The sequence below is a fragment of the Exiguobacterium sp. Helios genome, assembly GCF_014524545.1.
Taxonomy (GTDB): Bacteria; Bacillota; Bacilli; order Exiguobacteriales; family Exiguobacteriaceae; genus Exiguobacterium_A.
In genome coordinates this window covers 2937770-2962764 of record NZ_CP053557.1, presented here as the reverse complement: position 1 = coordinate 2962764, position 24995 = coordinate 2937770, and the positions used below count along the sequence as shown (strand labels likewise).

Sequence of the window (24995 nt, the reverse complement as noted above, 5' to 3'; positions counted from 1 at the left end):
ATCATGACGCCCTGCAAATGCAGCGGCGTCTTTTCTTTTGAAAGGAGCGGAAATATGAATAATCGAATGCACCAGGCGATGCAGTTGGCACGGATGCTGGACGGACAAACGAGTCCAAATCCGAGTGTCGGTTGTGTCATTACGAAACATGGAAAAGTGATCGGCTTCGGTGCCCACCGGTTTGCGGGTGGTCCGCATGCGGAAGTCGAAGCATTAAACATGGCAGGAGAAGCGGCGCGTGGTGCGGATCTCTATGTCACACTCGAACCGTGTAACCATCATGGAAAGACACCGCCCTGTACGGAGGCGATTTTAGCCGCCGGCATCAAGCGGGTGTTCGTCGCAACGGAAGATCGGCATGCAATCGTCGCCGGACAAGGTATTACGCGTCTGCGTGAAGCCGGACTGACGGTCGAAACCGGATTACTCGAAGACGAAGCGGTTCGATTTTATACACCGTTTTGGCAAAGTCTCGAGCGGAAACGACCGGTCGTCACCGTCAAAGTCGCCCAAAGTTTAAACGGTGTCGTCACGACAGGTGAGCAACGCCTGATTACATCAGATGCAGCCCGGGCGGCAGGACGTGAGCTGCGGGCAACACATGACGCCATCTTAGTCGGGAGTGAGACGATTTTAATCGATGATCCCGCATTGACGTTACGCACGGAAGCCGGACCTGAACCGATTCGGGTCGTCGTCGACCGTCGTGGACGTTTGACGGAAAGCGCCCAAGTCTTTCGGGACGGTTTGAATCCGACATACTGGCTGACGGAACAACCGCGTGTCTCAATTCAATCGAACGTCACGGTTCTCGTCGGCACGTATACGACACCGAATCAGATTTTAGACATATTGTACGACCAGGGGATCCGCAGTTTGTTGATTGAAGGCGGACCAACGATTCAGTCGTCATTTTTAGAAGCAGACCTTGTCGATCGTCTTGAAATCTATCAAGCCCCGTCCGTCTTACAAGGGACGACCGGATTGACAAGCACAATCGAGATTGAAGACCGGTTCGATTTAACCGACGTCGCGCAAATCGGACAGGATGTCCATCTGCGTTATACGCGGAAAGGAGACGGCTTATGTTCACGGGATTGATTGAAGAAGTCGGGACGATTAAACGAAAAGTTCCGCGCCCGAACGGTTTAGCGCTCGAAATCGAGGCGCGGCATGTTCTTGAAGAAACGAAGATCGGCGACAGCATCGCCGTCGACGGGATTTGTTTAACGGTCACGGCGATGACGGCGACCGGGTTCACGGCGGACGCCGTTCACGAAACGATTCGGGCAACGTCCCTTCAGACGTTGCGGGTCGGCACACCGGTTCAGCTCGAACGGGCGATGCCGGCGAACGGACGGTTTGGCGGTCATTTCGTCAGCGGACACATTGACGGAACAGCCCGGTTCTTAAGCCGTCGACCGGACGGTGAAGCGATGGAATACCGGTTCGAGACCGGGGAGTGGAGTAAATACTGTATTCCGAAAGGCTCGATTGCGATCAACGGAACGAGCTTGACGGTCCAACACGTGGAACCGAACAGTTTAATCATCTCATTGATTCCGCACTCCCGACAGTTGACGACGTTCGACCGGTTGCAAAGCGGGGCACTCGTCAATATCGAGTGTGATTTGATGGCAAAACATTTGTATCACTTTACACAGCAGGAACAAAAAACGGATTGGTCGGCATTTTTAGGAGGCGGAGCAGGATGAACGGATTTGATCTCGTAGAAGAAGCGATTGAAGAATTAAAACACGGACGTCCGATCATCGTCTGTGATGATGAAAACCGGGAAAATGAGGGGGACCTGATTCTCCTCGCGGAACATGCGACACCCGAACAAATCAACTTCATGATCACGTACGGGAAAGGACTCGTCTGTGTTCCGGTCAGCCCGCAACTTGCAGAACGCCTTGAGCTGAATCCGATGACAGATCACAATACCGATCCGCACGGGACGGCGTTTACGATCAGCATCGATCATGAAGAAGCGAAGACCGGCATCAGTGCCGCGGAACGTGCGTTGACGATTCAACGGATGCTGACGGATGAGGCGAAACAATTTAAGCGTCCCGGTCATATTTTCCCCTTGATTGCGAAAGAGGGCGGTGTCCGGGAACGGCGTGGACATACGGAGGCCGGTGTGGATTTGGCACGGCTTGCCGGAAGTGCTGAAGCAGCTGTCATTTGTGAAATCATCTTAGAGGACGGGACGATGGCGCGCGTGGATGATTTGCTGACGTATAAAGAAGTCCACGGGCTGAAGATGATTACAATCGATGCCCTCGTCACGTATCTCGAACGCCCCGTCCGGCGCGAAGCGGACGTCCTGCTTCCGGCCGCGCACGGCGCGTTTCGGATACTCGGCTATACGACGCCTGATCAAAAAGAACACGTGACCGTCCTGTCGGGAGAGCCGGAAGACGGAATGCTCGTCCGGCTGCATTCGGAATGTCTGACGGGAGACGTCTTCGGATCAAAACGCTGTGATTGCGGTCCGCAACTTGACGCAGCACTGGCACGCATCGGACATGAAGGCGGAGCGGTACTCTACCTGCGCCAGGAAGGGCGCGGTATCGGCTTGATGGCGAAACTGAAAGCCTATGAGTTGCAGGAGCAGGGACTCGATACGGTCGAAGCGAATCACGCGCTCGGGTATGCGACTGATTTACGGGATTACAAAGTCGCAGCCGCGATGTTACACGATTTAGGTGTCACGAAAATTCGGCTGATGACGAATAATCCGGAAAAACAACAGGCACTCGAACAAAACGGTATTACGGTGCTCGAGCGGATTCCGCTTGAGATTGCCCCGGTTCCGGAAAACAAGCAGTATCTGCAAACCAAACAAACGAAACTCGGGCATCTGCTCGATATCCAAGGAGGACAATAACATGGTATTCGAAGGATTTTTAACAGGTGAAGGACTACGCGTCGCAATCGTCGCAGCACGATTCAATGAATTGATCACATCGAAACTGGTCGGTGGAGCAAACGATGCATTCCGTCGTCACGGAGTCGCTGCGGATGCTGTCGATACAGCATGGGTTCCGGGAGCGTTCGAGATTCCGCTCGTCGCGGAAAAGCTTGCGAAAAGCGGAAAGTATGACGCTGTCATCACACTCGGTGCCGTCATTCGCGGTGCGACATCACACTACGATTATGTCTGCAACGAAGTCGCGAAAGGTGTCGCCGGCGCGTCACGTGAAACAGGGGTGCCGATTATCTTCGGTGTCCTGACGACTGACTCAATTGAACAGGCGGTCGAACGGGCGGGAACGAAAGCGGGGAACAAAGGATACGAAGCAGCGGTCTCAGCAATCGAGATGGCGAACCTGTTACGGACTATTTAATGAAATAACTGAGTCTTGAGACCTGTTTCCGAATGGAACAGGTCTCTTTTTTTATTCTGGCAGGACTTTACGAACTCCATCCCTAATGATAAGGGAAAGACTCTTTACAGAAGGGTGGAAAGGAAGATGGTGCGTTCAAAAAAAGCTTATTATCTGCCTGTTATCGTCTGCTTTATTACAATTTACTATCTTTGGCTGATTATTTTTGCAAACCAGCCAGAGTTGTCAGCTTGGGGCAGTAACTTGTTTTCCATACTCGGTTGCGCGTTTGCGACATGTTTGTTGGTTCAGGCGCAACGAGAACCGGACCAACAAGAAGGACATTTTTTTCTCTACCTTGCATACGGAACAGGAAGTTATCTGATTGCCGAATTGATGTGGGGGACGTATGAGAATATTCTTCAAGTCGAAGTTCCCTTTCCCGGTATCTCGGATCTTTTTTACGTGTTGCAATCTGTCTTCTTTTTAGTGGCCTTTCTACACGCAATCCAACGCCATGTCACAAAAGCTCGTTTAGTCAGCTTTATATTTGATATCGCCATCGTTATGACGGTCGCTGTTACCTACAGTTGGTTTTTCTTAATCCGTCCGCTGTTTGACGAACCGTTCACCTCGAAAGCGGAATTCGTCCTGGCCTTTGCTTACCCGATGTGCGATATCGTTCTGTTATTTTGTATGATCAGTATCTATTATTTATTTGAGAAACACGAGTGGCAAAAACGACGACGTATGTTTCAGTGTTTGTTCATCGGATTGTTGTTACAGGTCGGCGCAGATACATCGTTTGTCTATGTGACGACCGTCAGCGGTGAGGATGTCATCCGGTTGATTGATCCATTGTTTGTCATTGGTTTACTGACGATTAGTATATCTGGTCATTTGGATAATCCCGTACAAAAAAGGCAACAGAAAGAAACAACGCGACGAAGACGTGCACCGATCGGGAAAATGTTTTTACCATATCTGTTAGTCATATTTTTATTTTCAACGATGACCTTTTATGCACGCCAAAATGAAGCAATGAATGGCTTAATGATAGGTTGCGCTATCACGATTCTCCTGATTTTAGTCCGCCAGATTCTAATGATTTTGAGTCACCAAGAATTAATTGAAGAAATTCATCATAAAGCGGACGAGTTAGAAGTGAGTGAGGAACGGTATAAGTCTTTGTTTACTTACCATCCGGATGCCATCTATTCACTTGACTTGAAGGGACGTATTGAAAGCGCGAATCCTTCGTTCGAAAAATTGACGGAGCAGGATGCGGAGGAATTGATTGGCAAAACGTATCGGCAGTTCACGACATGGCAACAGACATCGACAGACAAGGCGACAGCACAGCAATTTGAAACTGTTTTCCAAAAATCTGGCGGTCCAGATGTTTTGCTGAATGTAACCAACATTCCGATTCGCGTCCGGGATCGATTCGTCGGGATGTACGGGATTGGGCAGGATATCACGACCATCCGGGAAAATGAATTAAAAATCCGCCGGCTTGCTTATTACGATCATTTGACCGGGGTCATCAATCGGACCTACTTTGAAGAAGTATTGCACCATTTAGTCGAAGAAGAGCGGAAGGAAGAAACCATCATTCTCTGTTTTATTGATCTCGACGACTTTAAACTCGTCAATGATTCGTTCGGTCACCATGTCGGCGATCAGTTGTTGATTCAAGTGGCAGAGCGCCTGCAAGAAGCCGTCAATCCGGACGATATCGTCGCCCGTCAAGGCGGAGATGAGTTTACCGTCATCTTGCGGGATGTTACGTCGGATGAGCAGGGCAGAAGCCGAACGGCCCGTCTGCTCGATGACTTAAAACGAACGTATGCGATTGAAGGAATCGAATTGATTTCCAATCCAAGTATCGGAGCCGTCATATGTCAGCGGACAGCGGGAAAACACGTCGTGACGTTGCTGAAGCAGGCCGATCTTGCGATGTATCAGGCAAAATCGGGTGGCGGTAAATCCATCATCTTCTTTGAAGATATTGCCGAAAAAGCGTCCTACCGCTTGCGACTCGAATCGGAGCTGCCGATTGCCATTGAAACCAATCAATTGATTTTACATTATCAGCCGCAAGTCGATACGGTCACGTATAAGATGGTCGGTGTCGAAGGACTGATCCGTTGGAATCATCCGGAACTCGGAATGATTGCACCAAACGATTTCATTCCGATGGTGGAAGAAGTCGGCATGATTATCCGGCTTGGTGAATGGGTGTTACGCGAAGGGTTTTTACAGGCAAAACGGTGGGAAGATGAAGGAGTCACATTGAAGGTTGGACTGAATGTCTCGATGCAACAGTTTCATCATCCGACGTTCGTCCTGACTTTGATTCGTTTAGTAGAGGAAACAAGTGTTGATCCGACGCGTATCGATCTTGAAATCACGGAAGTCTCAGCTGTCGAAGATATCGAAGAAACCGTCGTGACGATGAATCGCTTAAAAGAACTCGGCTTTACGATTTCGATTGATGACTTCGGAACCGGCTACTCTTCCTTATCCCGTTTAGCGGACTTCCCGATTGATACATTGAAGATTCCCCGCGAGTTCGTCGAAAAAATCCAAGCGGCGACGACCGGCTACTCGATGATTTCATCCATCATCCATTTAGCGAAGTCACTCGATCTTGAGGTCATCGCGGAAGGTGTCGAGACGCTCGAGCAGGTCAACGTTCTAAATTGGTTGGAATGCTCGCGGATGCAAGGTTATTACTTTGGTCGCCCGATGCCCGCAGAACAAATTCCGGCTCTTTACTAAAAAAGAAGACGATCCTTTCCAGCAAAACAGGAAGGGATCGTCTTTTGGTCTTTTAGCATTATAAGCGCAAAGAAAGGGACGAACCTTTTCCAAGCACATCACGTTTCGCACTGAGGACATCACTCGTCAACAACTCGACTGATGTGAGCGGTTGTTCGATAATGAAACCGAAGTTTCCGCTTCGTGTCTCGCCGGGGGCATATGTCGCAGCGAGCGACTCGAGGTAGACATCGTCTTGCAGTGTCTTCTCGGTTTTTGCATCGAGCCTGAAGTGAGCGACGGGGTTAAACGTGACCGGCTCATCGCCTCTGTTCGTGATCGTCACACGTGTCTTGACGAGGTCAAACGATTCCTCATGCGTAAACCCGTGGAAGAAATCAATCATCCCGTAACTCGGCCGGGCATGGAACACTTTCACTTCTTCGACTTTCATCGTGATCGGTCCGATCGTGCGTGTCACGTCGGGACGGACAAACTGTTTTAACGTCAATTCGCCTTTGTCGTCGGTAACCGATGCGTCGACTTTCGTCAGTTTCCGGTCATCTGGTAATTGCGGGTTCGGGACATATGCGGCAGACTTTTCGATCGATACCGGTGTCTCCTGTTTCGGGGCCGACTTTTCTGATGACTTCTCTTGGACGGTGTCTGGCGTAGTGCCACAACCCGAAAGAATCGTCCCGAGCATCAAGGCAGCAAGTATCTGTTTCATGGAAAGTCTCCTTATTTCTTCGACTTCAGTAAATCGAAGATGATTTTGGCATGATCCGTATTATCGACTTGTCCGGCAAACCGTTCCTTCGCTGGACCAAACGCATAGACTGGAACGTCTTCACCCGTATGTCCGCCTGTCGTCCAGCCGGTGTGCGACCGTTCATTGAAGATGGCTTCGATCGCATTGTCGACATCAAGCAGTTTCTTCGATTCCGCAGCACGTGTAACGGATTCGATTTCATCTTCCGTCAGGGTGAGTTTCTTCTGGTCGATATATGTCGTCAACGTTTTTTTGACATCGGCACCTTCGATGATTTTTGCTGCCATGAAGTCTGGTGTCTTTTTCGCCGCCTTGATCGGCTCGGCGAACCAGTTATAGATACCATCCGCTCCAATCGAGTAACCGCCGGTCGAATGGTCGGCTGTCGCCACGACAAGCGTGTGCTTGTCTTTTTTGGCAAAGGCGATTGCCGCTTTGAAGGCACGTTCGAAGTCTTCCATCTCGCTCATGGCACCGACGATGTCATTGTCATGACCGGCCCAGTCGATTTGACTTCCTTCAACCATCAGGAAGAAGCCTTTTTTGTTTGAATCAAGTCGTTTGATGGCGGAATTCGTCATCTGTTCGAGTGACGGAACGGATGATTCCCGGTCGATGCGTTTCGGCAGACCACCGTCCGCAAACAGACCGAGGACCTGTTTGTTTTTATCCGCCTGCATTTGATCCAGATTCGTGACGTAGCTGTAACCGTCTTTCTTAAACGCTTTCGTCAAATCGGTATCCGGACGGACGAAGTTTGATTTCCCGCCTCCGAGCAGGACGTCGATCTTATGTTTGCCGTTGACCCGCTCCTTGAAGTAGTCGTCCGCAATCGCATTCATGTTTTTCCGGTTCTCATCGTGCGCGCCGAATGAAGCCGGTGTCGCGTGTGTAATTTCGGATGTCGCAACAAGTCCCGTCGATTTTCCGCGTTCTTTCGCTGCTTCAAGGACCGTCTTGACCTCTGATTTATCATTGTCGACGGCAATCGCGGCATTATATGTTTTGACACCGGACGACATCGCCGTCGCGGCGGATGCGGAATCCGTGATGTTTTGCTCCGGGTCTTCCGGATAGGTCATCTGTTGTCCGACGAGATATTGATCAAATGCCGTTTTTTCCGCGACCGGCGTCGAAGGATCATTTTTTAAGTACCGGTGGGCTGACGTATACGAGACACCCATCCCGTCCCCGATCAGGAAGATGACATTCCGGATTTCCGGTGATTTTGCATGTTTCGTCTTAGCCTCAGCGTCGTTCATCGAGACCATCGTACTTAAGGAAAGGGTCGACAAGGCAAGAATGGGAATGATTCGTTTTAACTTCATGGATTGTTCCTCCTTCAGGAAAATAAATAAATAGTTTAGTATCGGATCAAATCTACAGGACTAACTTTAGCGGTAGAGTGTAAAACGAACATTTGAGGGATGTAAAGTTTTGTTAAGAATCAAACAGAAAACTTTACGTCGGACAGGAAGTTCGATGAGTAAAAAACAGTCAGAACGGTAATAAGATAAGAAATGGTTTTGAAACATTTTCCAGTGACAGCTCGTAAATAAAGATAATCAATTTCAAGGAGGAATGACGATGAAGAAGACAAGGTGGATGACGGTCGGTCTCCTCACGGCAACGATTGGACTGGCAGGGTGTAATAACGAGACCATAGAAGATGGTCAAGGGGAGAACGGTTCCAAACAGCTTTCGAATACGGAGTTGCTGAAAAAAGCGTCAAGTGCACAAGAAAACATCAAGTCGTTTCATATGGACAGTGACATGATGTCGGAAGTTGGCGGTATGCCGATCAGTCAAAAGATTTCGGCAGACATCATCCAAAAGCCGATGACGATGTATCAAAAGATGACAATGAAAAATGCAGAAGACGGGACCGATGTCGAAACGGAACTGTATCTCGTGGATGATAAAATGTATATGTCGCAATCCGGACAATGGTTGGTACAAGATACATCGGAACTAGGGGATATGTTAGAAAACATGGAGTCGTCGGCATCGACAGAACAAAGTCTGAAGTTACTCAAAAAATATAAAGACAATTGGACGATGAAAAAAGAGGGCGATGTCTATCAAATCGATGTTGATTTGAAAGGCGATCAACTGAAAGCCTTCATGAAGGATTCTCTTGAACAATCCGGACAGCTTGCCCAAATGAAAGAGGTCATGGATCAAGTGGATTATAAAAAGATGGAGTACTCGATGACGTATGATGCAAAAACCTACTATCCAAAGACGCTTGATATGGAAATGGCGTTTGAGATTGAAGAAGGAACGGAATTTACGATGAAAAACGAATCTGTATTCTCGAAATTCAATGAGATTAAATCGATTGAGTTGCCGGCGGAAGCAAAAGACGCACAGGAGTTGCCGAGCAGCAAGCAATAAGAAGAAACTGATTGACCTGAAAAGGGACTGACTCAAAATTCAGTCTCTCCAAAGATAAGGGTGGCAGATTATAATTCTGCCACCCTTATCCCGTTTAAAGAGGAATCACTCGTTTCACGCTGGCAGAGACAAACAAGACCCGGTTTCCTGCCTGGATCAGGAAGGGAAACTGGCTTGTGTCTCGCTTGAGGAAAGGGCGTGAAAGGACGAGAGATTCCTTTTTGAGTCAGCCCCTTTTAGTGAGCAGTAAAAAGAATACAACAATATAAGCTAGGCAATCGTCTGCACAGAAAATTAACCATTGACAATAATCTGTAAATTCTGAAAAGATAGAAAAGTACATATCGAATTGAAGGAGGGGAAACAGAATGGGGACAGCGTTCAGTGAGTGGATTGGTACGGTATCGGATTTTGTCTGGGGACCGCCGTTGCTTATCTTTTTGGTCGGTACAGGGATTTACTTGACGATACGACTTGGATTCATTCAAATTACCAAGCTTCCGTATGCCTTAAAACTGGCATTCACGAAACATCAGGACGACACGTCGGAAGGGGATATCAGTCATTTTCAGGCATTGATGACAGCTCTTGCGGCAACGGTCGGTACAGGGAATATCGTTGGGGTTGCAACAGCCGTCGTCCTCGGGGGACCGGGCGCGATCGTCTGGATGTGGTTATCCGGATTATTCGGGATGGCGACGAAGTATGCCGAGGCGATTCTCGCCGTCAAGTACCGTGTTGTCGATGAGAAAGGACAGATGGCCGGGGGGCCGATGTACTATCTCGAACGGGGATTAAGACAGAAATGGCTCGGCGTGTTATTTGCCGCGTTTGCTTCGCTTGCCGCCTTCGGGATCGGTAACGGTGTTCAGACGAACTCTGTTGCACTGGCGATGAAATCGACGTTCGACGTGCCGTTGTATGTAACGGGGATTGTCCTGATGGTGGCGACGGGGGTCGTCATTATTGGTGGAGTTAAGTCGATTGGGAAAGTCGTCAGTTATTTTGTCCCGTTCATGATTTTCTTCTATGTCGGAAGCGGTCTCTTGATCATGGTCATGAACTTTGATTTGATTCCGGGTGCGCTCGCGACCATCTTCAGCAGTACATTCTCGAACGAAGCCATCACCGGCGGAGCAATCGGTGCCGCGATTCGTTACGGGGTCGCCCGCGGGGTCTTCTCGAATGAAGCAGGTCTCGGTTCTGCACCGATTGCCGCCGCCGCTGCAAAAACGGATTTCCCGGGGCGTCAGGCACTCGTCTCGATGACGCAGGTCTTTCTCGATACGCTTGTCGTCTGTTCGATAACCGGCTTGACACTCGTCATGGGTGGTCAGCTCGATAAAAAGCTGGAAGGGGTCGAATTGACGACAGCCAGCTTTGAAGTGTTCCTTGGACCGGCCGGGAAGTACATCGTGACGATTGGTCTTGTCATGTTTGCCTTCTCGACAGTCCTCGGATGGTCCTATTACGGGGAAAAATCAATCTATTATCTGTTTGGTCAAAAATCGATTTTACCGTACCGGATTCTGTTTGTACTCGTCGCGGGACTTGGTGCGATGACGACGAACTTGAACATGGTCTGGGCGATTTCCGACGTCTTCAACGGACTGATGGCCATCCCGAACTTGATTGGTTTGATTGGTTTGTCCGGTGTCGTCATTGCGGAAACACGACTGTTCCGGGAACAGTTGAAACGGGAGGAGGCCGAACGACGAATTTCATAGAATCTCTGACATTGCACAAATCCCGCATTCTCATATGGAGAGTGCGGGATTTGTTTGATTAAGCCGTTTGATACAGCATGAGGGATTCGTACGGGCGTAATGTGACTTGCCCTGACGTCTCTAAGACATCCGGATAGTTCTGAATCAGGATCTGATGATCAAGCCACTCGTCCGGTAACGTGAACGAAGTTGTCGTACCGTAAAAGTTTGACAAGACGAGCAGCCGTTCCTCATCAGTGATTCGTTCGTACGCCCAGAGCGCAAGATCATCAGGTGTCAGAAGCCGGTAAATGCCGTTCGTCAAAACATCATACTGTTTGCGCAGGTGAATCAGCTTCTTGTAATGATAGAAGACCGAGTCCGGATCGGCGAGAGCAGCTTCAACATTGATCGAAGTATGATTTTCAGGAACCGGAATCCATGGTGTCGCGGTCGAGAAACCGGCGTGCGGTGACGCATCCCATTGCATCGGTGTCCGGGCATTGTCCCGGGATTTTTGACGGATTGCGGCCAAAATATCAGCTTCCGTTTCACCGAGCGTTGTTTTTTCAGTATAGGCGTTCAGCGTCTCGACATCCCGGTAATCCGCCAAGTCGGTAAAGTCCGGGTTTGGTGTGCCAATTTCTTCGCCCTGATAGATGTACGGTGTTCCTTGTAAGCCGTGTAACGTCGTTGCAAGCATCTTCGCACTTTCGATCCGGTAAACCGTGTCGTCACCAAACCGGCTGACGACGCGGGGCTGATCATGGTTACACCAGAAAATCGCATTCCAGGCATTTCCCTGCATCCCGACCTGCCAGTCGGAGAGAATCCGTTTCAGCTCGAGGAAATCAAACGGAGCTGCCGTCCATTTCTCTCCGTTCGGATAATCAACTTTTAAGTGGTGGAAGTTGAAGGTCATTTTCAGTTCCTGCTCGTTTGTATTCGAGTAACGAAGGCAATGATCGAGTGTCGTTGACGACATCTCACCGACGGTCATCAAGTCATGACCGGCAAAGACACGCTGGTTCATCTCCTGCAGGTAGTCATGCACGCGCGGACCGTCCGTATAGTATTTCCGGCCGTCACCGGTCGGGTCATCTGCAAAACTGTCATCTTTTGAAATCAGATTGATGACGTCGAGCCGGAAGCCGCGGACGCCTTTATCGCGCCAAAAGCCCATCATCTGATAGACGGCTTCCCGGAGCGCCGGGTTTTCCCAGTTGAGATCGGCTTGCGTCTCGTCGAACAGATGCAGGTAATACTTACCGGCGACGTCGTCGAACGACCAGGCCGGTCCACCGAATTTTGACACCCAATCCGTTGGTTCGTCCCGCCAAATGAAGTAATCGTGGTAGGGGCTGTCGGGATTTCGTCCTTGCTGGAACCACATATGATCGGTCGAACAATGATTGACGACGATATCCATCATGACGGATAACTGGCGTTTGTTTGCTTCCACAATCAATTGATCGAAGTCTGCCATCGTACCGTAAGACGGGTCAATCGCGTAATAGTCACTGACATCATAGCCGTTGTCGCGTTGCGGGGACGCATAGACCGGCGTCAGCCACAGGTAATCGACGCCGAGCTCCGTCAGATAATCGAGTTTCGCCGTCACACCACGCAGGGTACCGGTCGCTTTGCCTTCCGGACTGTAAAAACTTTTCGGATAGATTTGGTAGACGGCGGATTTACGCCAGTCGGTTGTCGTAAGAGTCATATCAGGTCACACCTTTCTAAAACTTATGCTGCCTCTTTGAGTGCCGCTTTGCGGGCACGTTTCGTCGAGACGTAATGGAACAGGAACGTACAGACGATCGGAACGATGATCGCGATGACCATCCCGATGATGAAGGACAGAATCGATCCGGGAACAATTGAGATGAAGGCCGGAAGACCGCCGACACCGATTGCCGGTGCGAGTACTCCGCTGACAGCGATGAAGGAAGACGCAATCGCGGATCCGACCAGTGCCGCATAAAACGGATACTTGAACCGGAGATTGACCCCGAACATGGCGGGTTCGGTGATTCCGAAGTAAGCCGAGATGGCGGAAGTCGATGCCATGTTTTTATCATTGACGTTTTTCGCGAGGAACAGCATCGCAAGTGTCGCCGATCCTTGAGCGATGTTCGAGATGGCAATCATCGGCCAGATGAACGTCGTCCCGCTTTGACCGATCAGTTGCAGATCGACGGCGATGAACATGTGGTGCATTCCCGTGATGACGAGCGGGGCATAAAGCGCACCAAACAGCAACGCACCAAGAAGTGGAACGGCTTCAAACGTATTGACGACGCCGATTGTAATCCAGTCCCCGATTTGACGCGTGACCGGTCCGATGACGGCAAGGGCCAGGAAGCCGGTTAATGTGATGGTCGTGATCGGGACGACGAGCAGCTGAATCGCATTCGGAACACGGTTCTTGAGCCAACGTTCGATTGTACTTAAGACGTAAGCGGCAGCGAGGACCGGTAAAATCTGTCCTTGATAACCGACTTTTTCGATTTCAAATAAGCCGAGGATATTGAATGTCGGAATATCCCCTTTCAGTGCACTTTGACCGTAATTCCAAGCATTCAGGAGATCCGGGTGCACGAGCATCAGTCCCATGACAATCCCGAGGATTTCACTGCCGCCAAAGCGTTTCGTGGCGGACCAGCCGACCAGTGCCGGCAGGAAGACGAACGCCGTGTTCGCCATCATGTTGATTAAATCCCATAAACCCTGCAGGTTCGGATACCGTTCGATCATCGTCTTGCCGCCAAACTCGATGCCGAACAGATTGTTAATTCCCATTAACAGTCCGGCGACGATGATGGCCGGGATGATCGGCATGAAGACATCGGAAAAGACTTTGATCAGTTTTTGGAACGGATTCATTTTCGAGGCACCGGACGATTTGACGTCAGCGATTGTCGTCGCCTGTAAACCGGTTAATTGAATGAACTCGGCGTAGACACGGTCAACGTCGCCGGCACCGATGACGATCTGATAGACACCCGCATTCAGGAAAGCTCCTTTGACGAGCGGGACTTCAAGTAACGCTTCTTGTTCGACCAAACTTTGATCTTTTAATGTCAAGCGGAGGCGGGTGACACAGTGGGCTGCCTGCTCGACGTTATCTTTGCCACCGATTCGTTCGATGATTTGTTCTGCAATTTGCTGATAGTTGGGTTTCATCTCACATTCTCCTTTGGGATTGAACTGAAGACTCATTTTGAAATGAAAACGTTTTCTTATATGCGCACATTCATCTTAACTTATCTATATAAGTTAAGTCAACAACTTATATAGATAAGTTCGAAACCGCTTTGATCAATAAAAAAGGGGCTGACTCAAAAGTCAGTCCCTACAAAGAAAAGGATGGTAGATTCTAATTCTGCCGCCCTTTTCTCGTTTAAACAGGAATCACTGTTTCACGCAACTCCTACAGGAAAGAGCGTGAAAAGACGAGAGATTCCTTTTTGAATCAGTCTTGTTTTTCAGGAAGATTGCAGCGCTTCGAAGACGAGATGGGACTGCTTCACATCCAAGTACTGGCATTCATATTCGATCTTACCGTTATCCAGTTCGATCGCCTGAAGCGGTCGGACCGGAATCGGCTGTTGTTTCAAAATCAAAACAAGTTCAATCCCTTCATGAACAGGCAGATGTAGCGGGGAATAGAAGGAGACACTATGCATGGTCCCTTTGGAGACCACGATATTTGTTCGACCGACGTGGATATCCTGTCCGTTCAGCCGTTGAATCGTAATGGAAGCATCGACCGTCCGGGTGCTGATTGGGGCAGTCATCGCTTCCGTCGCTGCAATCTGCCGTTCGCGCATGGCGCGTTCGAAATGGACTTTAGGTAACGGTTTACTGAACAAGTATCCTTGGATGGTCGTACATTCGAGTCCTCGTAAGAAGTGGAGTTGTCCCATCGTCTCGACACCTTCTGCAACGACATCCATGCCGAATTCCTTTGCCATGAAGAGGACGCTCCGGACGACGGATTGTGTTTTTTTGTCCTGGATCAGCGTCGTCGCGAACTGCCGGTCAATCTTAATCGTATCAATCGGATACTGTTGCAGATAAGAGATTGATGAATAGCCTTTTCCGAAATCATCCAAGGCAATCTTGATGCCCATTTGACTGAGCATCTGAAGTGACTGCTGAATTTTACTGTTATCAAACAAGACATCGGTCTCGAGAATTTCGATTTCAAGCATGCTTGGGGAAACACCGAAGCGCTGGAGTGTTTCCTGGCAGGTCTCGGCAAAGTTCCCGTGGATCAAGCGTTTTGGAGAAACGTTGATTGAAATCGGAACGATCGGTAAATCGGCAAGAATCCATTGATTGATATTCCGGCATGTTTCTTCGAGCACCCAGTCGGCAATCAGGATATGCATCTCGCTTTCCTCGGATAACGGAATGAAATCGTTTGGCGGAATCCGGCCCCAGTCCGGATGTTGCCAGCGGATTAACGCTTCAGCTCCGACAATCGTTCCGGACCACGCGTTAACTTTTGGCTGATACTCAAGGAACAGTTCGTTCCGGCGGATAGCCGTTCGGATACTTTTTTGAAGTTGATGGCGCCGGTAAGTCTCGATATTGAACGTCGAGGAATAGACACTGTATTCATTCACACGGGCCCGACCGAGGGCGATGCTCGCTGTTTTGACAAGGTCTTCCGCCGAATCCGCATCTTCTGGAAAACGGCTCACGCCGATACCGATTGACGGGTACCATTCGTAGGAATCGACGACGATTTTTTGTTTGGACAGTTCAATCAATTGTTCACAGATCTTGTTGATTGAACATTCTTCGACGACGTTCGGGAACAGGACGATGTATTCATCTCCGTAGAGGTGACCAAAGTAAGAAGCAGTCGGCAGGTGGTGTAACAATTGTGTTGCTGTTTTTGACAACCACTTATCACCAATCGGATAACCGAAATCATGATTGATGTCCTGTAAGGCATTGTAGCTGACGGTCAAGACGCTGAACGTGGGATAAGTAGCAATCCATTGGTTCATTTGTTCAAGAACGAGTGTCCGGTTCGGCAGTCCCGTCACCCGGTCATGCATCGCCAGTTGAAAGATTTTCTCTTCCTGTTGTTTTAACTGTGTGATGTCCTGAATGACACTTTGGAAAGCGGAGACGACACCGTCTGCGCCACGGATCGGTGTCCGGTTTTCTAAAATCCAATGAATCCTATCGTCGTGACGGATACGATAGGAGACTTCGGACTCATGATTGGCGAGAATCCGGTGATAACTCGCTTCGACTTTTGATCGATCTTCAGGAAGAATCAAATGCTCGATCCAAAGCCCGTCGACCTGTTGGTGCCGGTGCAGCAATCCTTCAAAGATATTTTCAAATCCCCGTGTGTGAAAATCAATCTTTTTTTGATCAATATCGTACCGGTAAATCGCACTCGTCGACACTTGTTGGAACGTTAAAAACTTTTCTTTTTCATCATGAAGTTGTTTATCCAATGATTTGTGTTCCGAAAGATTATAGAGAACACAAGTGAGCTCTGCCTGTTGTTGCCGGTCATCTTGCCGGAACGCACATCGGCAGAAGATATCCTGATAACCATGCTGTGGATGAAGGACACGTGTTTCGATGTCGAGTGAAGGCAAACAGCGGTTTGTTTTCAACAGATCGAGATACTCACGAAACTCCTGTTGGTCAGCAGGATGAATCCGTTGGAAAAACTCTTGTTTAGACAAATGTTTGAGCTGTTCGGGCCGGACTCCGAATAATTCCGCGAACGAGTCGGAGGAGCGCAACAAGTTACCGTGCTCATTGAATGCGGCCAGGGCGATTCCCGGAAGTGTTTCGACCAATTGCTGATCAAACTGAATCGAGTCCATCTGTTGTTTCATCAGTCGGTTTGTCGTTAAATCGCGAGCAATTCCATAAGCCCCGACAATCAGACCATTGGAGAAGATCGGAATATTGACGATCATCATTTCGAGATAATGACCTTTCGAATGCCGGATGCGTACCGTATACGTCTCGCTTTTTCCCTGCATGACCTGTTGAAAATGGAACACTGTGCTGTCTTGATCGTCCGGATGAACAAAATGTTTGAAGTGGTTCATTAAAGCGTCTCTCGTGTAGCCCAGTAATAGGGAGGTTTTATCGTTTAGACGCGTGACACGTCCTAATATGTCGAGCGTATAAATCGCATCTGGATGGTTTTCCATGAAGTGTTCATCAATGGTGGATACGTCCTGACCGCGTTTTAGTAAAGTATTTAGTCCTTTCATAAATGGCAATGGCAAAACCTCCAGTTAAAAAATATAAAAAGAAACCTAAAATTTGGTTCACATTTTTATAATATAACATTCAAATGGAAGAATGAACGTTTCGTTCAAAAAAACAAAAAAAGGACTCTGAGTTTAGAGTCCTTAGCGGCGGGCAATATCCGTGAATTGAAACTTATCGAGCCGGTGACGCGACTGTGTCCGTTCAAAATGCTGACCCTCGTAATAATACGTATCATTCGTAATGACGATGACATGGGAGGTGCCCTCGAGATCCAGATACTGCTGATCTTCCGCCGTCGCGGGTTGGGCCTCGATTTTTCGTTTGGCATAACTGATCTGCCGTCCGAGTGTCTGTTCGATATACGCATAAATCGACGCACCGGCAATTTCTTTCGTCAAACCGGGGACAAGGGACGTCACGAACAGGTTGATATCAAAGATGACCCGTTCCCCGTCAATCGACCGGACCCGTTTGACCTGCGTGAGCGACGTACCGGGCGTGACATGGAACAACTGGGCCAGTTCCTCGGTCGCTTCGAGCAGCTCACAGGAAATGACATCGGTCTTGACGTCATGTTCGCCGATTTGCCGGTTTGCTTCAGAAAAGCTGACGATGCCGTTGAACTGAAAGGCAATCGCATCCTGACTGAGTACGAAGACTCCTTTTCCCTGGTGTTTGCGGACGAACCCCTTGTCCTGCAAGGCATCGATTGCCTTGCGGACCGTGCCGCGACTGGCACCGAATTCCTGCATCAATTCCGTTTCCGAAGGAAGTTTGGTTTCAGCCGGTAACGTCCCGCCCTGAATCTGGTCGACCAATTGCTGATAAATCTGAAGATATTTTGGCATCATCGATTCCGTCCTTTATCCAAAGTGTTGGGGATAGTGTAGCACGGAATCAACGTTTCCACCCAATCATCCGGCGGTACGAACTAAAAGCAGGCCAGGCGAGAATCGCGACGGCAAGCCAGTAGAGAAATTGATTTTCAGACGAGATCACACCGATGACAGCTGCGAGCAAAATGGTCGTATAGACGGAGAAAACGATGATCAACAGCGGATGGATCTTCGGGAAAACCGTGAAACGGCCAAGGCGTTCGTTTTCGCTTCTGACATAAAGCAGACTGCCGCAACTGATTAAGAGGACCAGCAAGACCAGGTTGAATACGAGGGCGCTGATCAACTGTTCGTCTTGGAACAACAAGGTGAACGGTGAAGCCGTCGTCGTCAGGAAATCGAACAACGAAGCCTCCTCATCGGCGAGACCAAATCCGAGTGTCGTGATGGCGGCGATCGCAAAAAAGGTCAGGTAGTTTAAAAACAGAAAGAACAATCCGAGTAATAATTGGCCGATGACGTCGCCGGCAATCGTTCCCGCGAGTAAAAAGATACTGAAGACGACGAGATCGAATAGAAAATACGAGACAAAATCGAGCGTCAGGTCAGACAGGCTGACGTAGTCAAACGGATGAATGCCGCCGATTCCTTGTAAAATCAGCCAGCTGACGAAGAAACCGATGATCGGCAAAATCAGCAGGATGGCGACGCCGAGACTCCATTTGATCCAGTAGAGCGTTTTTTTATTGACCGGCAAAGCGTGAAGCATTAAGCTCCGGCCGCTTCCACGCTCTTTTCCGAGGATTAAAATCGCGAAGACCGCCATCAGAATCGCGCCGAATCCGGCAAAACTCGGACTGACGAGGACGGATTGGATGATTTCGTTTTCTGCTCCACCGTATGTACCGAAGTTATCGATGACCGTGTAACTGCCGAAGCCGTAACTGAAGACAGCGAGCAGGAAAAGAGAAGCGAGTGGCCAGATGCCCTGCTTGATATGATAACGGATCAGTTGTTTATACATGTTGATCGCCTCCGAACGTTCCTAAAAAGTAATCTTCGAGTTGGACAGGTAACACATCTCTCAGTAACGGATTTGTCTTGTCGACGTAAGCGGCACCGGCTTCCGAGCGGACGATCAGCGTCACGACCCGGCCGGTTTGTGACAGGACGTGAACATCGTTATGGTGGAAATCCGGGACCGTCTCATAGGCGAGTTGCCATTTCTGCATACTCGATTTCGCATCTTCGAGTGTTTGTGGTTCTTTGACGAGGTGTTGTTCGATCGTCATGATCCGGTCGGCCAGTGAATCGAGTTCCTCTAACTGATGGGACGCGATCAGGACGGCCGTTTGACGTTCAGCAAGCAAGGTCACAAGCTGTTTTAAGTAATTTCGTTTATTGATCCGGTCGAGTCCGTCCGTCGGTTCATCGAGCAACAGGACCGGTGCGTTGGTTGCGAAAGCAAGCTGCAGTAAAAACAGCTGGGCCTGACCTTTTGAGAGTGAGGTGACACGGCGTCCACGATCGAGATTCAACGACCGGCAATAGTTTTCAATAAAAGTCCGTTCGAAATTCGGATAAAACGCATTGTAAAAGCCTATCAATTCCCCGAGTGTCATCTGACGGTAGACGCCGATTGAATCCGGAACTAAAAACAGATGTTGCCGGGCTGACGGAACGTGATGGATGGACTGTTGGTTCCATTCGACTTTTCCGCGGGACGGCTCAAGTGCTCCGACGAGTGTTTTCAGTAACGTCGTCTTGCCGGCACCGTTTCGTCCGATCAGTGCTGTAATCGTTCCGGCTGGCAACGTGAACGAGGCGTTTTCGTAAATCATTTTGTAATCAATCTGTTTGGTCAGGTGAGACACGGTCAACATGAGGAATCCTCCCTTGTTTGGATAAGTAGTTGATAAAGATCTGCATTGGATATCGATAATTCATCGGCTACGCTGCACAGTGTCTGCACATGTGGTTGAATCGCAGCCTGTTTGACCTGTTCGATCGGTAAATCGGAAATAAAGGAACCTTTGCCGCGCATCGTGACGATGAAGTTACGGCTTTCGAGTTCCTGATAGGCACGGGAAACGGTATTCGGATTGACGAGTAACGTGCTCGCCAGTTCACGGACCGACGGCATCTGTTCACCGGACCGGAGAAGTCCGCGGGCAACCGCACGGATGATTTGGGCGACCAGTTGCTCGTAAATCGGCAACGAACTTTTAGGGTCAACCGTAAACATTCGATTACCTCCTTAAGTGTATTAATTCAATTAGTACACTAATTATAGGAAAATCCATCCAGGACGTCAAGTGGAGTAAAAAAAGGAGTGACGGGAAACGCTTTTAATAAGGAAGAAATGTTGCTCCGGCGTAACGCGACTCTAAATATTTGCTATACTGACGACAGAAGAATCATCAGGAAGGATGACCGAGAATGTTAGAGCGATTAAGTGCGTTGGAAGACCGTTATGAAAAATTAAATGACCTGTTGGCGGACCCCGCCATCATTAAAGATACGAATCAACTGCGTGAGGTATCGAAGGAGCAGTCCCAACTGGCACCGACCGTTGAAGTGTACCGCGTCTACCGCGATAAGATGGAAGCCTATCAGGAGGCGCGTCATATGTTGACGGACCCGGAGATGCGCGATCTCGCGAAAGAGGAAGTCGCCGTGCTCGAGCCGGAAATCAAGGAACTCGAGACGAAGCTGAAAGCTCTGCTCCTGCCGAAAGATCCGAACGACGATAAAAACGTCATCGTCGAAATCCGTGGTGCGGCAGGCGGTGATGAAGCGGCGTTATTTGCCGGCGATCTCTTTAAAATGTATTCGAAGTTCGCTGAAAAACAGAGCTGGAAAATTGAGATCATCGATGCCAGCTATACGGAGCTTGGCGGCTACAAGGAAATCATCTTCATCGTCAAAGGAACGGGTGCGTATTCGAAGCTAAAGTATGAGAACGGCGCCCACCGAGTCCAGCGTGTCCCGTCAACCGAGTCGGGCGGACGGATTCATACATCGACCGCAACCGTTGCCGTCTTGCCGGAAGCAGAAGATGTCGAAGTCGAGATTCACGACAAAGATGTCCGCGTCGATACGTTCACATCGAGCGGACCGGGCGGACAATCGGTCAACACGACCCAGTCGGCTGTCCGGGTCACGCACGTACCGACGGGAATCGTCGCCAGCTGTCAGGATGAAAAGTCACAAATTAAAAATAAAGAAAAAGCGATGAAGGTGCTGCGGGCACGTGTTTACGATAAGATTCAACGCGAGCAGCAGGCCGAGTACGATGAAAAGCGGAAATCAGCGGTCGGAACGGGTGACCGGTCAGAGCGGATCCGGACGTATAACTTTGCCCAAAACCGTGTCACTGATCACCGGATCGGTTTGACGATTCAAAAACTTGACCGGATTCTGCAAGGTGAGATGGATGAAGTCATCGATACTCTCGTCATGGAGTATCAGGCCCGGGCATCGGAGGCGGCGAACTGATGCGAATCGCAAAACGTCTGAATCAGGCACAAACGATGCTCTTGACGGCAGGACGCGAGGCCTCGAGTGCCGAATGGTTACTTATGCACGTTTTACAGGTCGACCGGACCAGATTGTTGATCCGTTTGTCGGACGAACTTGAGCCGGAACAGGACCTGTTGTTCAGTGAATATTTACTGGCCCATTTAAATGGTGTCCCGGTCCAGCATTTGATCGGATACCAGCCGTTTTACGGACGCGACTTCCGCGTGTCACCCGCTGTTTTGATTCCGCGGCCGGAGACGGAAGAATTGATTGAATTCGTGACGGGACGCCTGCAAGGAGAAACATTCAAACCCGGTGAAATCGTCGATATCGGAACCGGCAGCGGAGCGATTTGTCTGACGCTTGCCCTTGAACTGAAACAACCGGTCACGACGGTCGATATTTCGGCGGAGGCGATTGCGGTTGCCAAAGAAAATCAACAGATGCTTGGCGGAGAGGTCACCTTTTTGGAAGGGGATTTGCTGGCACCGCTTGCTGACCGGTCAGTCCGGGTGTTAGTCTCGAATCCCCCTTATATTGAAGAAGATGAATTGCTCAGTGACGTCGTGTTTGACCATGAGCCCCACCTCGCGTTGTTTGGCGGGAAAGACGGACTCGTGTTCTACCGCCGCCTGATTGAAGACAGCAGTCGGATCCTGCGCGATGATTTTCGTTTGATTGCGTTCGAAATCGGACACAATCAGGGCGATGAAGTGCAAATGATGTTAAAAAAACGTTATCCAACTGTAGAAACGGGTATTTTAAAAGATATAAACGGTAAAGACCGTATCGTGTATGCGGAACGAAAGGATTGTCCAGAGTGAAGACGGAAATGATTCAGCAGAAGACATTAAATGAAGCGGTACGACTATTACAAGAAGGTGAAGTCGTCGCGATTCCGACGGAGACGGTCTATGGTCTCGCAGGGGATGCGACGAGCGAAACGGCCGTTCGGCGAATTTTCGCCGCGAAGGGTCGACCTTCCGACAATCCGTTGATTGTCCATGTCGCATCCATCGAACAGGCAAAGCAGTTCGTCACTCATATTCCGGATGTCGCGACTCAATTGATGGATACGTTTTGGCCGGGTGCCTTGACGATCATTTTAGAATCAAACGGACGTGCATCCTCACTCGTCACCGCAGGACTGGATACGATCGGATTACGGATGCCGGACCATCCGCTGGCGCTTGAGTTAATCGAAGCGACTGGGTTAGGTCTGGCAGCACCAAGTGCCAACCGTTCCGGAAAACCTTCACCGACGTCATCTGCGCATGTCGCACATGACCTCTCGGGCCGCATCGCCGCAATCGTCGACGGCGGGGAGACCGGAATCGGTGTCGAATCGACGGTCATCGACTGTACCGTGAATCCACCGGTGATTTTACGGCCGGGTGGTGTGACGCGGGAACAGATCGAATCGATCATCGGGGACGTGTCACTTGATCCTGCCTTATCGATGAAAGACCAGACACCGAAGGCACCAGGCATGAAGTACACGCACTATGCACCGGAAGCAACGTTATCCGTTGTAGCGGGTGACCTCTCATTCCTGCAGCAACTCATCGATGAAGCACGCCAAACCGGACAAAAGACAGGCGTCATTCTCTTTGACGGAGAAGACATCGAAGCCGATGTCCGTTGTTTCCTCGGAACGACGATGGAAACAGCTGCGCAACGTCTTTACGATTGTTTACGGCGATTTGATCAGACGACAGTAGATCAGATTTTTGTACGGGATCTATCAGAAGAAGGGGTTGGGCTGGCAGTCCGAAATCGGCTCCACAAGGCAGCAGGTGGTCGGATCATTCGCCCGTAAAGAAGGAGGATACTGAGATGAGCACACGTCGTGTATTGTTTATCTGTACAGGAAACACATGCCGCAGTCCGATGGCAATGGCATTATTACGGTCAAAAGTGGCCGATCAAGAATTTGATGTCCGTTCCGCCGGTCTGCGTTCGATGCAAGGATTCGATGCTTCTGAAAACGCATTGCAGGTTTTACGTGAGCGCGGCATTGAACTTGAACACTATACGCAAGTATTTGACGACGTCCTCGGGCGTTGGTCGGATATCATCTTGACGATGACACGCAGCCATAAACAGGAAGTCGGCGAACGGTACCCGGAACTGAAAGACCGGACGTTTACGCTGTACGAGTACGTGACCGGCCTTGAACGGGATATCAATGATCCGTACGGCGGATCGATGAACGTTTACCGCCAGGTCCGAAATGAACTCGAACCCCTCGTCAACCGTCTTGTGTTAAAATTGACGCAGAACGGAAACGGAAGAAAAGCACCGGACAACCGGAAGCTTCCGAAAAAACAACCTAAACAAACGGGGGAATAGTTAACGATGAAAGTAGCAATCGGAGCAGACCATGGTGGTTTTAAGTTAAAAGCGGAACTGAATGAACTCTTACAGGAGCTCGGAATTGATTATACGGACTTCGGAACGTATTCGTCTGAATCAATCGATTATCCGGACGTCGCGATTCCGGTCGCGGAAGCGGTCGCGAACGGTGAATTCGACCGAGGGATTTTAATTTGCGGGACAGGTATCGGAATCGGTATCGCTGCGAACAAAGTCAAAGGCATCCGGGCAGCACTCGTCCATGATACGTTCAGCGCCAAAGCGACACGTCAGCATAACAACTCGAATATCTTGACGATGGGCGAACGTGTCATCGGACCGGGTCTTGCGCGTGACATCGCGAAAATCTGGCTTGAGACGGAGTTCGAAGGCGGACGTCACGAAAACCGCGTCTGCAAAATCTCAGATTATGAGGTGAAGTAAATGGATCTGGAACAAATCAAACAAGATCTCGAAGCGTCGTTGACGGAACTGAATGAACGATTCCCGTTAAAAGGGAAACTACTCGTCATCGGGTGTTCGACAAGCGAAGTCATCGGCAAACAAATCGGTAAGGCGGGTTCGCCCGAAGTCGCAGAAGCGTTGTTCGATGTCTTTGATACGTTCCGTCGTTCGCATCAAGTCGATCTGGCGTTTCAAGGTTGCGAACATATCAATCGTGCCTTGACGCTGGAGCGGCAAATCGTCGAACGGCTCGGACTGGAAGCGGTGACGGTCGTTCCGGTTCCGGAAGCAGGCGGTTCGATGGCGAGTGTCGCCTATCAACGTTTTTCGGCACCGGTCGTCGTCGAAGCGATCCAGGCCGATGCCGGGATTGATATCGGAGACACATTCATCGGGATGCACTTGAAGCAAGTGGCGATTCCGGTCCGTCTGCCGCACCGCGAAATCGGTGAGGCACATGTGACAGCTGCCGTCACGCGACCAAAACTAATTGGTGGCGCGCGTGCTAAATACGAATGATTTGCGCAAGGGGTTGCACTCCCCTTGCTTTTTTAATGGATTTTTAGAGGGTGCCCGC

22 protein-coding genes are annotated in these 24995 nt (G+C 49.7%); 13 read left to right on the top strand and 9 right to left on the bottom strand.

From position 1 onward, the window contains the following. The first annotated feature begins 54 nt into the window (after positions 1-54). The 5 genes from ribD to HNY42_RS15230 all read left to right on the top strand — a co-directional run bounded on the left by ribD (position 55) and on the right by HNY42_RS15230 (position 6119). The gene (ribD, locus tag HNY42_RS15250; protein WP_188004802.1) at positions 55-1101 is read left to right on the top strand and encodes a bifunctional diaminohydroxyphosphoribosylaminopyrimidine deaminase/5-amino-6-(5-phosphoribosylamino)uracil reductase RibD; all 1047 of its coding nucleotides are present in this window, start codon (positions 55-57) and stop codon (positions 1099-1101) included. Next, the gene (gene ribE / locus HNY42_RS15245; protein ID WP_188004801.1) at positions 1086-1715 is read left to right on the top strand and encodes a riboflavin synthase; all 630 of its coding nucleotides are present in this window, start codon (positions 1086-1088) and stop codon (positions 1713-1715) included. The genes ribD and ribE (HNY42_RS15245) overlap by 16 nt, the downstream gene beginning before the upstream one ends. Further along, positions 1712-2896 carry a 3,4-dihydroxy-2-butanone-4-phosphate synthase gene (gene ribB, locus HNY42_RS15240; RefSeq protein ID WP_188004800.1) on the top strand — a complete coding sequence of 395 codons (1185 nt, stop codon included), beginning with the start codon at positions 1712-1714 and terminating at the stop codon, positions 2894-2896. Before ribE (HNY42_RS15245) ends, ribB begins: the two co-directional genes overlap by 4 nt. Position 2897: 1 nt before the next feature. After that, positions 2898-3356, top strand: a complete 459-nt coding sequence (gene ribE, locus HNY42_RS15235) for a 6,7-dimethyl-8-ribityllumazine synthase (protein ID WP_131502418.1) — start codon at positions 2898-2900, stop codon at positions 3354-3356. Positions 3357-3482: 126 nt separating this feature from the next. Then, entirely contained in the window at positions 3483-6119 is a 2637-nt protein-coding gene (locus tag HNY42_RS15230) for an EAL domain-containing protein (protein WP_188004799.1), read from the top strand. 58 nt (positions 6120-6177) lie between these two features. Here HNY42_RS15230 and HNY42_RS15225 read toward each other — a convergent pair whose 3' ends face one another. After that, the gene (locus HNY42_RS15225) at positions 6178-6828 is read right to left on the bottom strand and encodes a DUF4352 domain-containing protein (protein WP_131502416.1); all 651 of its coding nucleotides are present in this window, start codon (positions 6826-6828) and stop codon (positions 6178-6180) included. Positions 6829-6839: 11 nt separating this feature from the next. After that, complete coding sequence (locus HNY42_RS15220) at positions 6840-8198, bottom strand: alkaline phosphatase (RefSeq protein ID WP_131502415.1); 1359 nt, start codon at positions 8196-8198, stop codon at positions 6840-6842. Positions 8199-8457: 259 nt separating this feature from the next. Here HNY42_RS15220 and HNY42_RS15215 point away from each other — a divergent pair, with 259 nt between their 5' ends. Beyond that, positions 8458-9267, top strand: coding sequence for a DUF6612 family protein (locus HNY42_RS15215; protein WP_188004798.1), 810 nt, complete (start codon positions 8458-8460; stop codon positions 9265-9267). Positions 9268-9635: 368 nt separating this feature from the next. Then, entirely contained in the window at positions 9636-10994 is a 1359-nt protein-coding gene (locus tag HNY42_RS15210; protein ID WP_131502413.1) for an alanine/glycine:cation symporter family protein, read from the top strand. A gap of 58 nt (positions 10995-11052) precedes the next feature. Here HNY42_RS15210 and treC read toward each other — a convergent pair whose 3' ends face one another. From treC to HNY42_RS15175, 7 genes are all read right to left on the bottom strand, one after another. Then, entirely contained in the window at positions 11053-12696 is a 1644-nt protein-coding gene (treC, locus tag HNY42_RS15205) for an alpha,alpha-phosphotrehalase (RefSeq protein WP_188004797.1), read from the bottom strand. A 23-nt stretch (positions 12697-12719) separates the two neighbouring features. Continuing rightward, entirely contained in the window at positions 12720-14159 is a 1440-nt protein-coding gene (gene treP / locus HNY42_RS15200) for a PTS system trehalose-specific EIIBC component (protein WP_188004796.1), read from the bottom strand. 302 nt (positions 14160-14461) lie between these two features. Then, the gene (locus HNY42_RS15195; protein ID WP_255508450.1) at positions 14462-17239 is read right to left on the bottom strand and encodes a sensor domain-containing protein; all 2778 of its coding nucleotides are present in this window, start codon (positions 17237-17239) and stop codon (positions 14462-14464) included. A gap of 141 nt (positions 17240-17380) precedes the next feature. Next, the gene (treR, locus tag HNY42_RS15190; protein ID WP_114597318.1) at positions 17381-18091 is read right to left on the bottom strand and encodes a trehalose operon repressor; all 711 of its coding nucleotides are present in this window, start codon (positions 18089-18091) and stop codon (positions 17381-17383) included. 46 nt (positions 18092-18137) lie between these two features. Continuing rightward, positions 18138-19100: a hypothetical protein gene (locus tag HNY42_RS15185; protein ID WP_131972077.1), complete on the bottom strand. Its 963-nt coding sequence runs from the start codon at positions 19098-19100 to the stop codon at positions 18138-18140. Then, positions 19093-19959 carry an ABC transporter ATP-binding protein gene (locus HNY42_RS15180; RefSeq protein ID WP_188004794.1) on the bottom strand — a complete coding sequence of 289 codons (867 nt, stop codon included), beginning with the start codon at positions 19957-19959 and terminating at the stop codon, positions 19093-19095. The genes HNY42_RS15185 and HNY42_RS15180 overlap by 8 nt, the downstream gene beginning before the upstream one ends. Beyond that, complete coding sequence (locus HNY42_RS15175) at positions 19953-20321, bottom strand: GntR family transcriptional regulator (protein ID WP_114597321.1); 369 nt, start codon at positions 20319-20321, stop codon at positions 19953-19955. Before HNY42_RS15175 ends, HNY42_RS15180 begins: the two co-directional genes overlap by 7 nt. Positions 20322-20515: 194 nt before the next feature. Here HNY42_RS15175 and prfA point away from each other — a divergent pair, with 194 nt between their 5' ends. Genes prfA through HNY42_RS15145 form a run of 6 tightly spaced genes read left to right on the top strand, consistent with a single transcriptional unit; the run spans position 20516 to position 24937 of the window. Next, positions 20516-21574 (top strand): peptide chain release factor 1, encoded by a 1059-nt coding sequence (gene prfA / locus HNY42_RS15170; RefSeq protein WP_131502407.1) that lies wholly within the window; start codon positions 20516-20518, stop codon positions 21572-21574. Continuing rightward, a complete protein-coding gene (gene prmC / locus HNY42_RS15165) occupies positions 21574-22422 on the top strand; it encodes a peptide chain release factor N(5)-glutamine methyltransferase (protein WP_188004793.1) in 849 nt (282 codons plus the stop codon). The genes prfA and prmC overlap by 1 nt, the downstream gene beginning before the upstream one ends. Beyond that, complete coding sequence (locus HNY42_RS15160; protein WP_131502405.1) at positions 22419-23417, top strand: L-threonylcarbamoyladenylate synthase; 999 nt, start codon at positions 22419-22421, stop codon at positions 23415-23417. The genes prmC and HNY42_RS15160 overlap by 4 nt, the downstream gene beginning before the upstream one ends. A 17-nt stretch (positions 23418-23434) precedes the next feature. Continuing rightward, positions 23435-23950 carry a low molecular weight protein arginine phosphatase gene (locus HNY42_RS15155; RefSeq protein WP_012371560.1) on the top strand — a complete coding sequence of 172 codons (516 nt, stop codon included), beginning with the start codon at positions 23435-23437 and terminating at the stop codon, positions 23948-23950. 6 nt (positions 23951-23956) lie between these two features. Next, positions 23957-24397, top strand: a complete 441-nt coding sequence (rpiB, locus tag HNY42_RS15150) for a ribose 5-phosphate isomerase B (protein WP_012371559.1) — start codon at positions 23957-23959, stop codon at positions 24395-24397. Next, positions 24398-24937, top strand: coding sequence for a TIGR01440 family protein (locus HNY42_RS15145; protein ID WP_131502404.1), 540 nt, complete (start codon positions 24398-24400; stop codon positions 24935-24937). Positions 24938-24995: the final 58 nt, after the last annotated feature.

Excerpts from the sequence above, each read along its gene's own strand:
- ribD (WP_188004802.1), top strand. The coding sequence starts at position 55 with ATGAATAATCGAATGCACCAGGCGATGCAGTTGGCACGGATGCTGGAC.
- ribE (WP_188004801.1), top strand. The coding sequence starts at position 1,086 with ATGTTCACGGGATTGATTGAAGAAGTCGGGACGATTAAACGAAAAGTT.
- ribB (WP_188004800.1), top strand. The coding sequence starts at position 1,712 with ATGAACGGATTTGATCTCGTAGAAGAAGCGATTGAAGAATTAAAACAC.
- ribE (WP_131502418.1), top strand. The coding sequence starts at position 2,898 with ATGGTATTCGAAGGATTTTTAACAGGTGAAGGACTACGCGTCGCAATC.
- HNY42_RS15230 (WP_188004799.1), top strand. The coding sequence starts at position 3,483 with ATGGTGCGTTCAAAAAAAGCTTATTATCTGCCTGTTATCGTCTGCTTT.
- HNY42_RS15225 (WP_131502416.1), bottom strand. The coding sequence starts at position 6,828 with ATGAAACAGATACTTGCTGCCTTGATGCTCGGGACGATTCTTTCGGGT.
- HNY42_RS15220 (WP_131502415.1), bottom strand. The coding sequence starts at position 8,198 with ATGAAGTTAAAACGAATCATTCCCATTCTTGCCTTGTCGACCCTTTCC.
- HNY42_RS15215 (WP_188004798.1), top strand. The coding sequence starts at position 8,458 with ATGAAGAAGACAAGGTGGATGACGGTCGGTCTCCTCACGGCAACGATT.
- HNY42_RS15210 (WP_131502413.1), top strand. The coding sequence starts at position 9,636 with ATGGGGACAGCGTTCAGTGAGTGGATTGGTACGGTATCGGATTTTGTC.
- treC (WP_188004797.1), bottom strand. The coding sequence starts at position 12,696 with ATGACTCTTACGACAACCGACTGGCGTAAATCCGCCGTCTACCAAATC.
- treP (WP_188004796.1), bottom strand. The coding sequence starts at position 14,159 with ATGAAACCCAACTATCAGCAAATTGCAGAACAAATCATCGAACGAATC.
- HNY42_RS15195 (WP_255508450.1), bottom strand. The coding sequence starts at position 17,239 with ATGAAAGGACTAAATACTTTACTAAAACGCGGTCAGGACGTATCCACC.
- treR (WP_114597318.1), bottom strand. The coding sequence starts at position 18,091 with ATGATGCCAAAATATCTTCAGATTTATCAGCAATTGGTCGACCAGATT.
- HNY42_RS15185 (WP_131972077.1), bottom strand. The coding sequence starts at position 19,100 with ATGTATAAACAACTGATCCGTTATCATATCAAGCAGGGCATCTGGCCA.
- HNY42_RS15180 (WP_188004794.1), bottom strand. The coding sequence starts at position 19,959 with ATGTTGACCGTGTCTCACCTGACCAAACAGATTGATTACAAAATGATT.
- HNY42_RS15175 (WP_114597321.1), bottom strand. The coding sequence starts at position 20,321 with ATGTTTACGGTTGACCCTAAAAGTTCGTTGCCGATTTACGAGCAACTG.
- prfA (WP_131502407.1), top strand. The coding sequence starts at position 20,516 with ATGTTAGAGCGATTAAGTGCGTTGGAAGACCGTTATGAAAAATTAAAT.
- prmC (WP_188004793.1), top strand. The coding sequence starts at position 21,574 with ATGCGAATCGCAAAACGTCTGAATCAGGCACAAACGATGCTCTTGACG.
- HNY42_RS15155 (WP_012371560.1), top strand. The coding sequence starts at position 23,435 with ATGAGCACACGTCGTGTATTGTTTATCTGTACAGGAAACACATGCCGC.
- rpiB (WP_012371559.1), top strand. The coding sequence starts at position 23,957 with ATGAAAGTAGCAATCGGAGCAGACCATGGTGGTTTTAAGTTAAAAGCG.
- HNY42_RS15145 (WP_131502404.1), top strand. The coding sequence starts at position 24,398 with ATGGATCTGGAACAAATCAAACAAGATCTCGAAGCGTCGTTGACGGAA.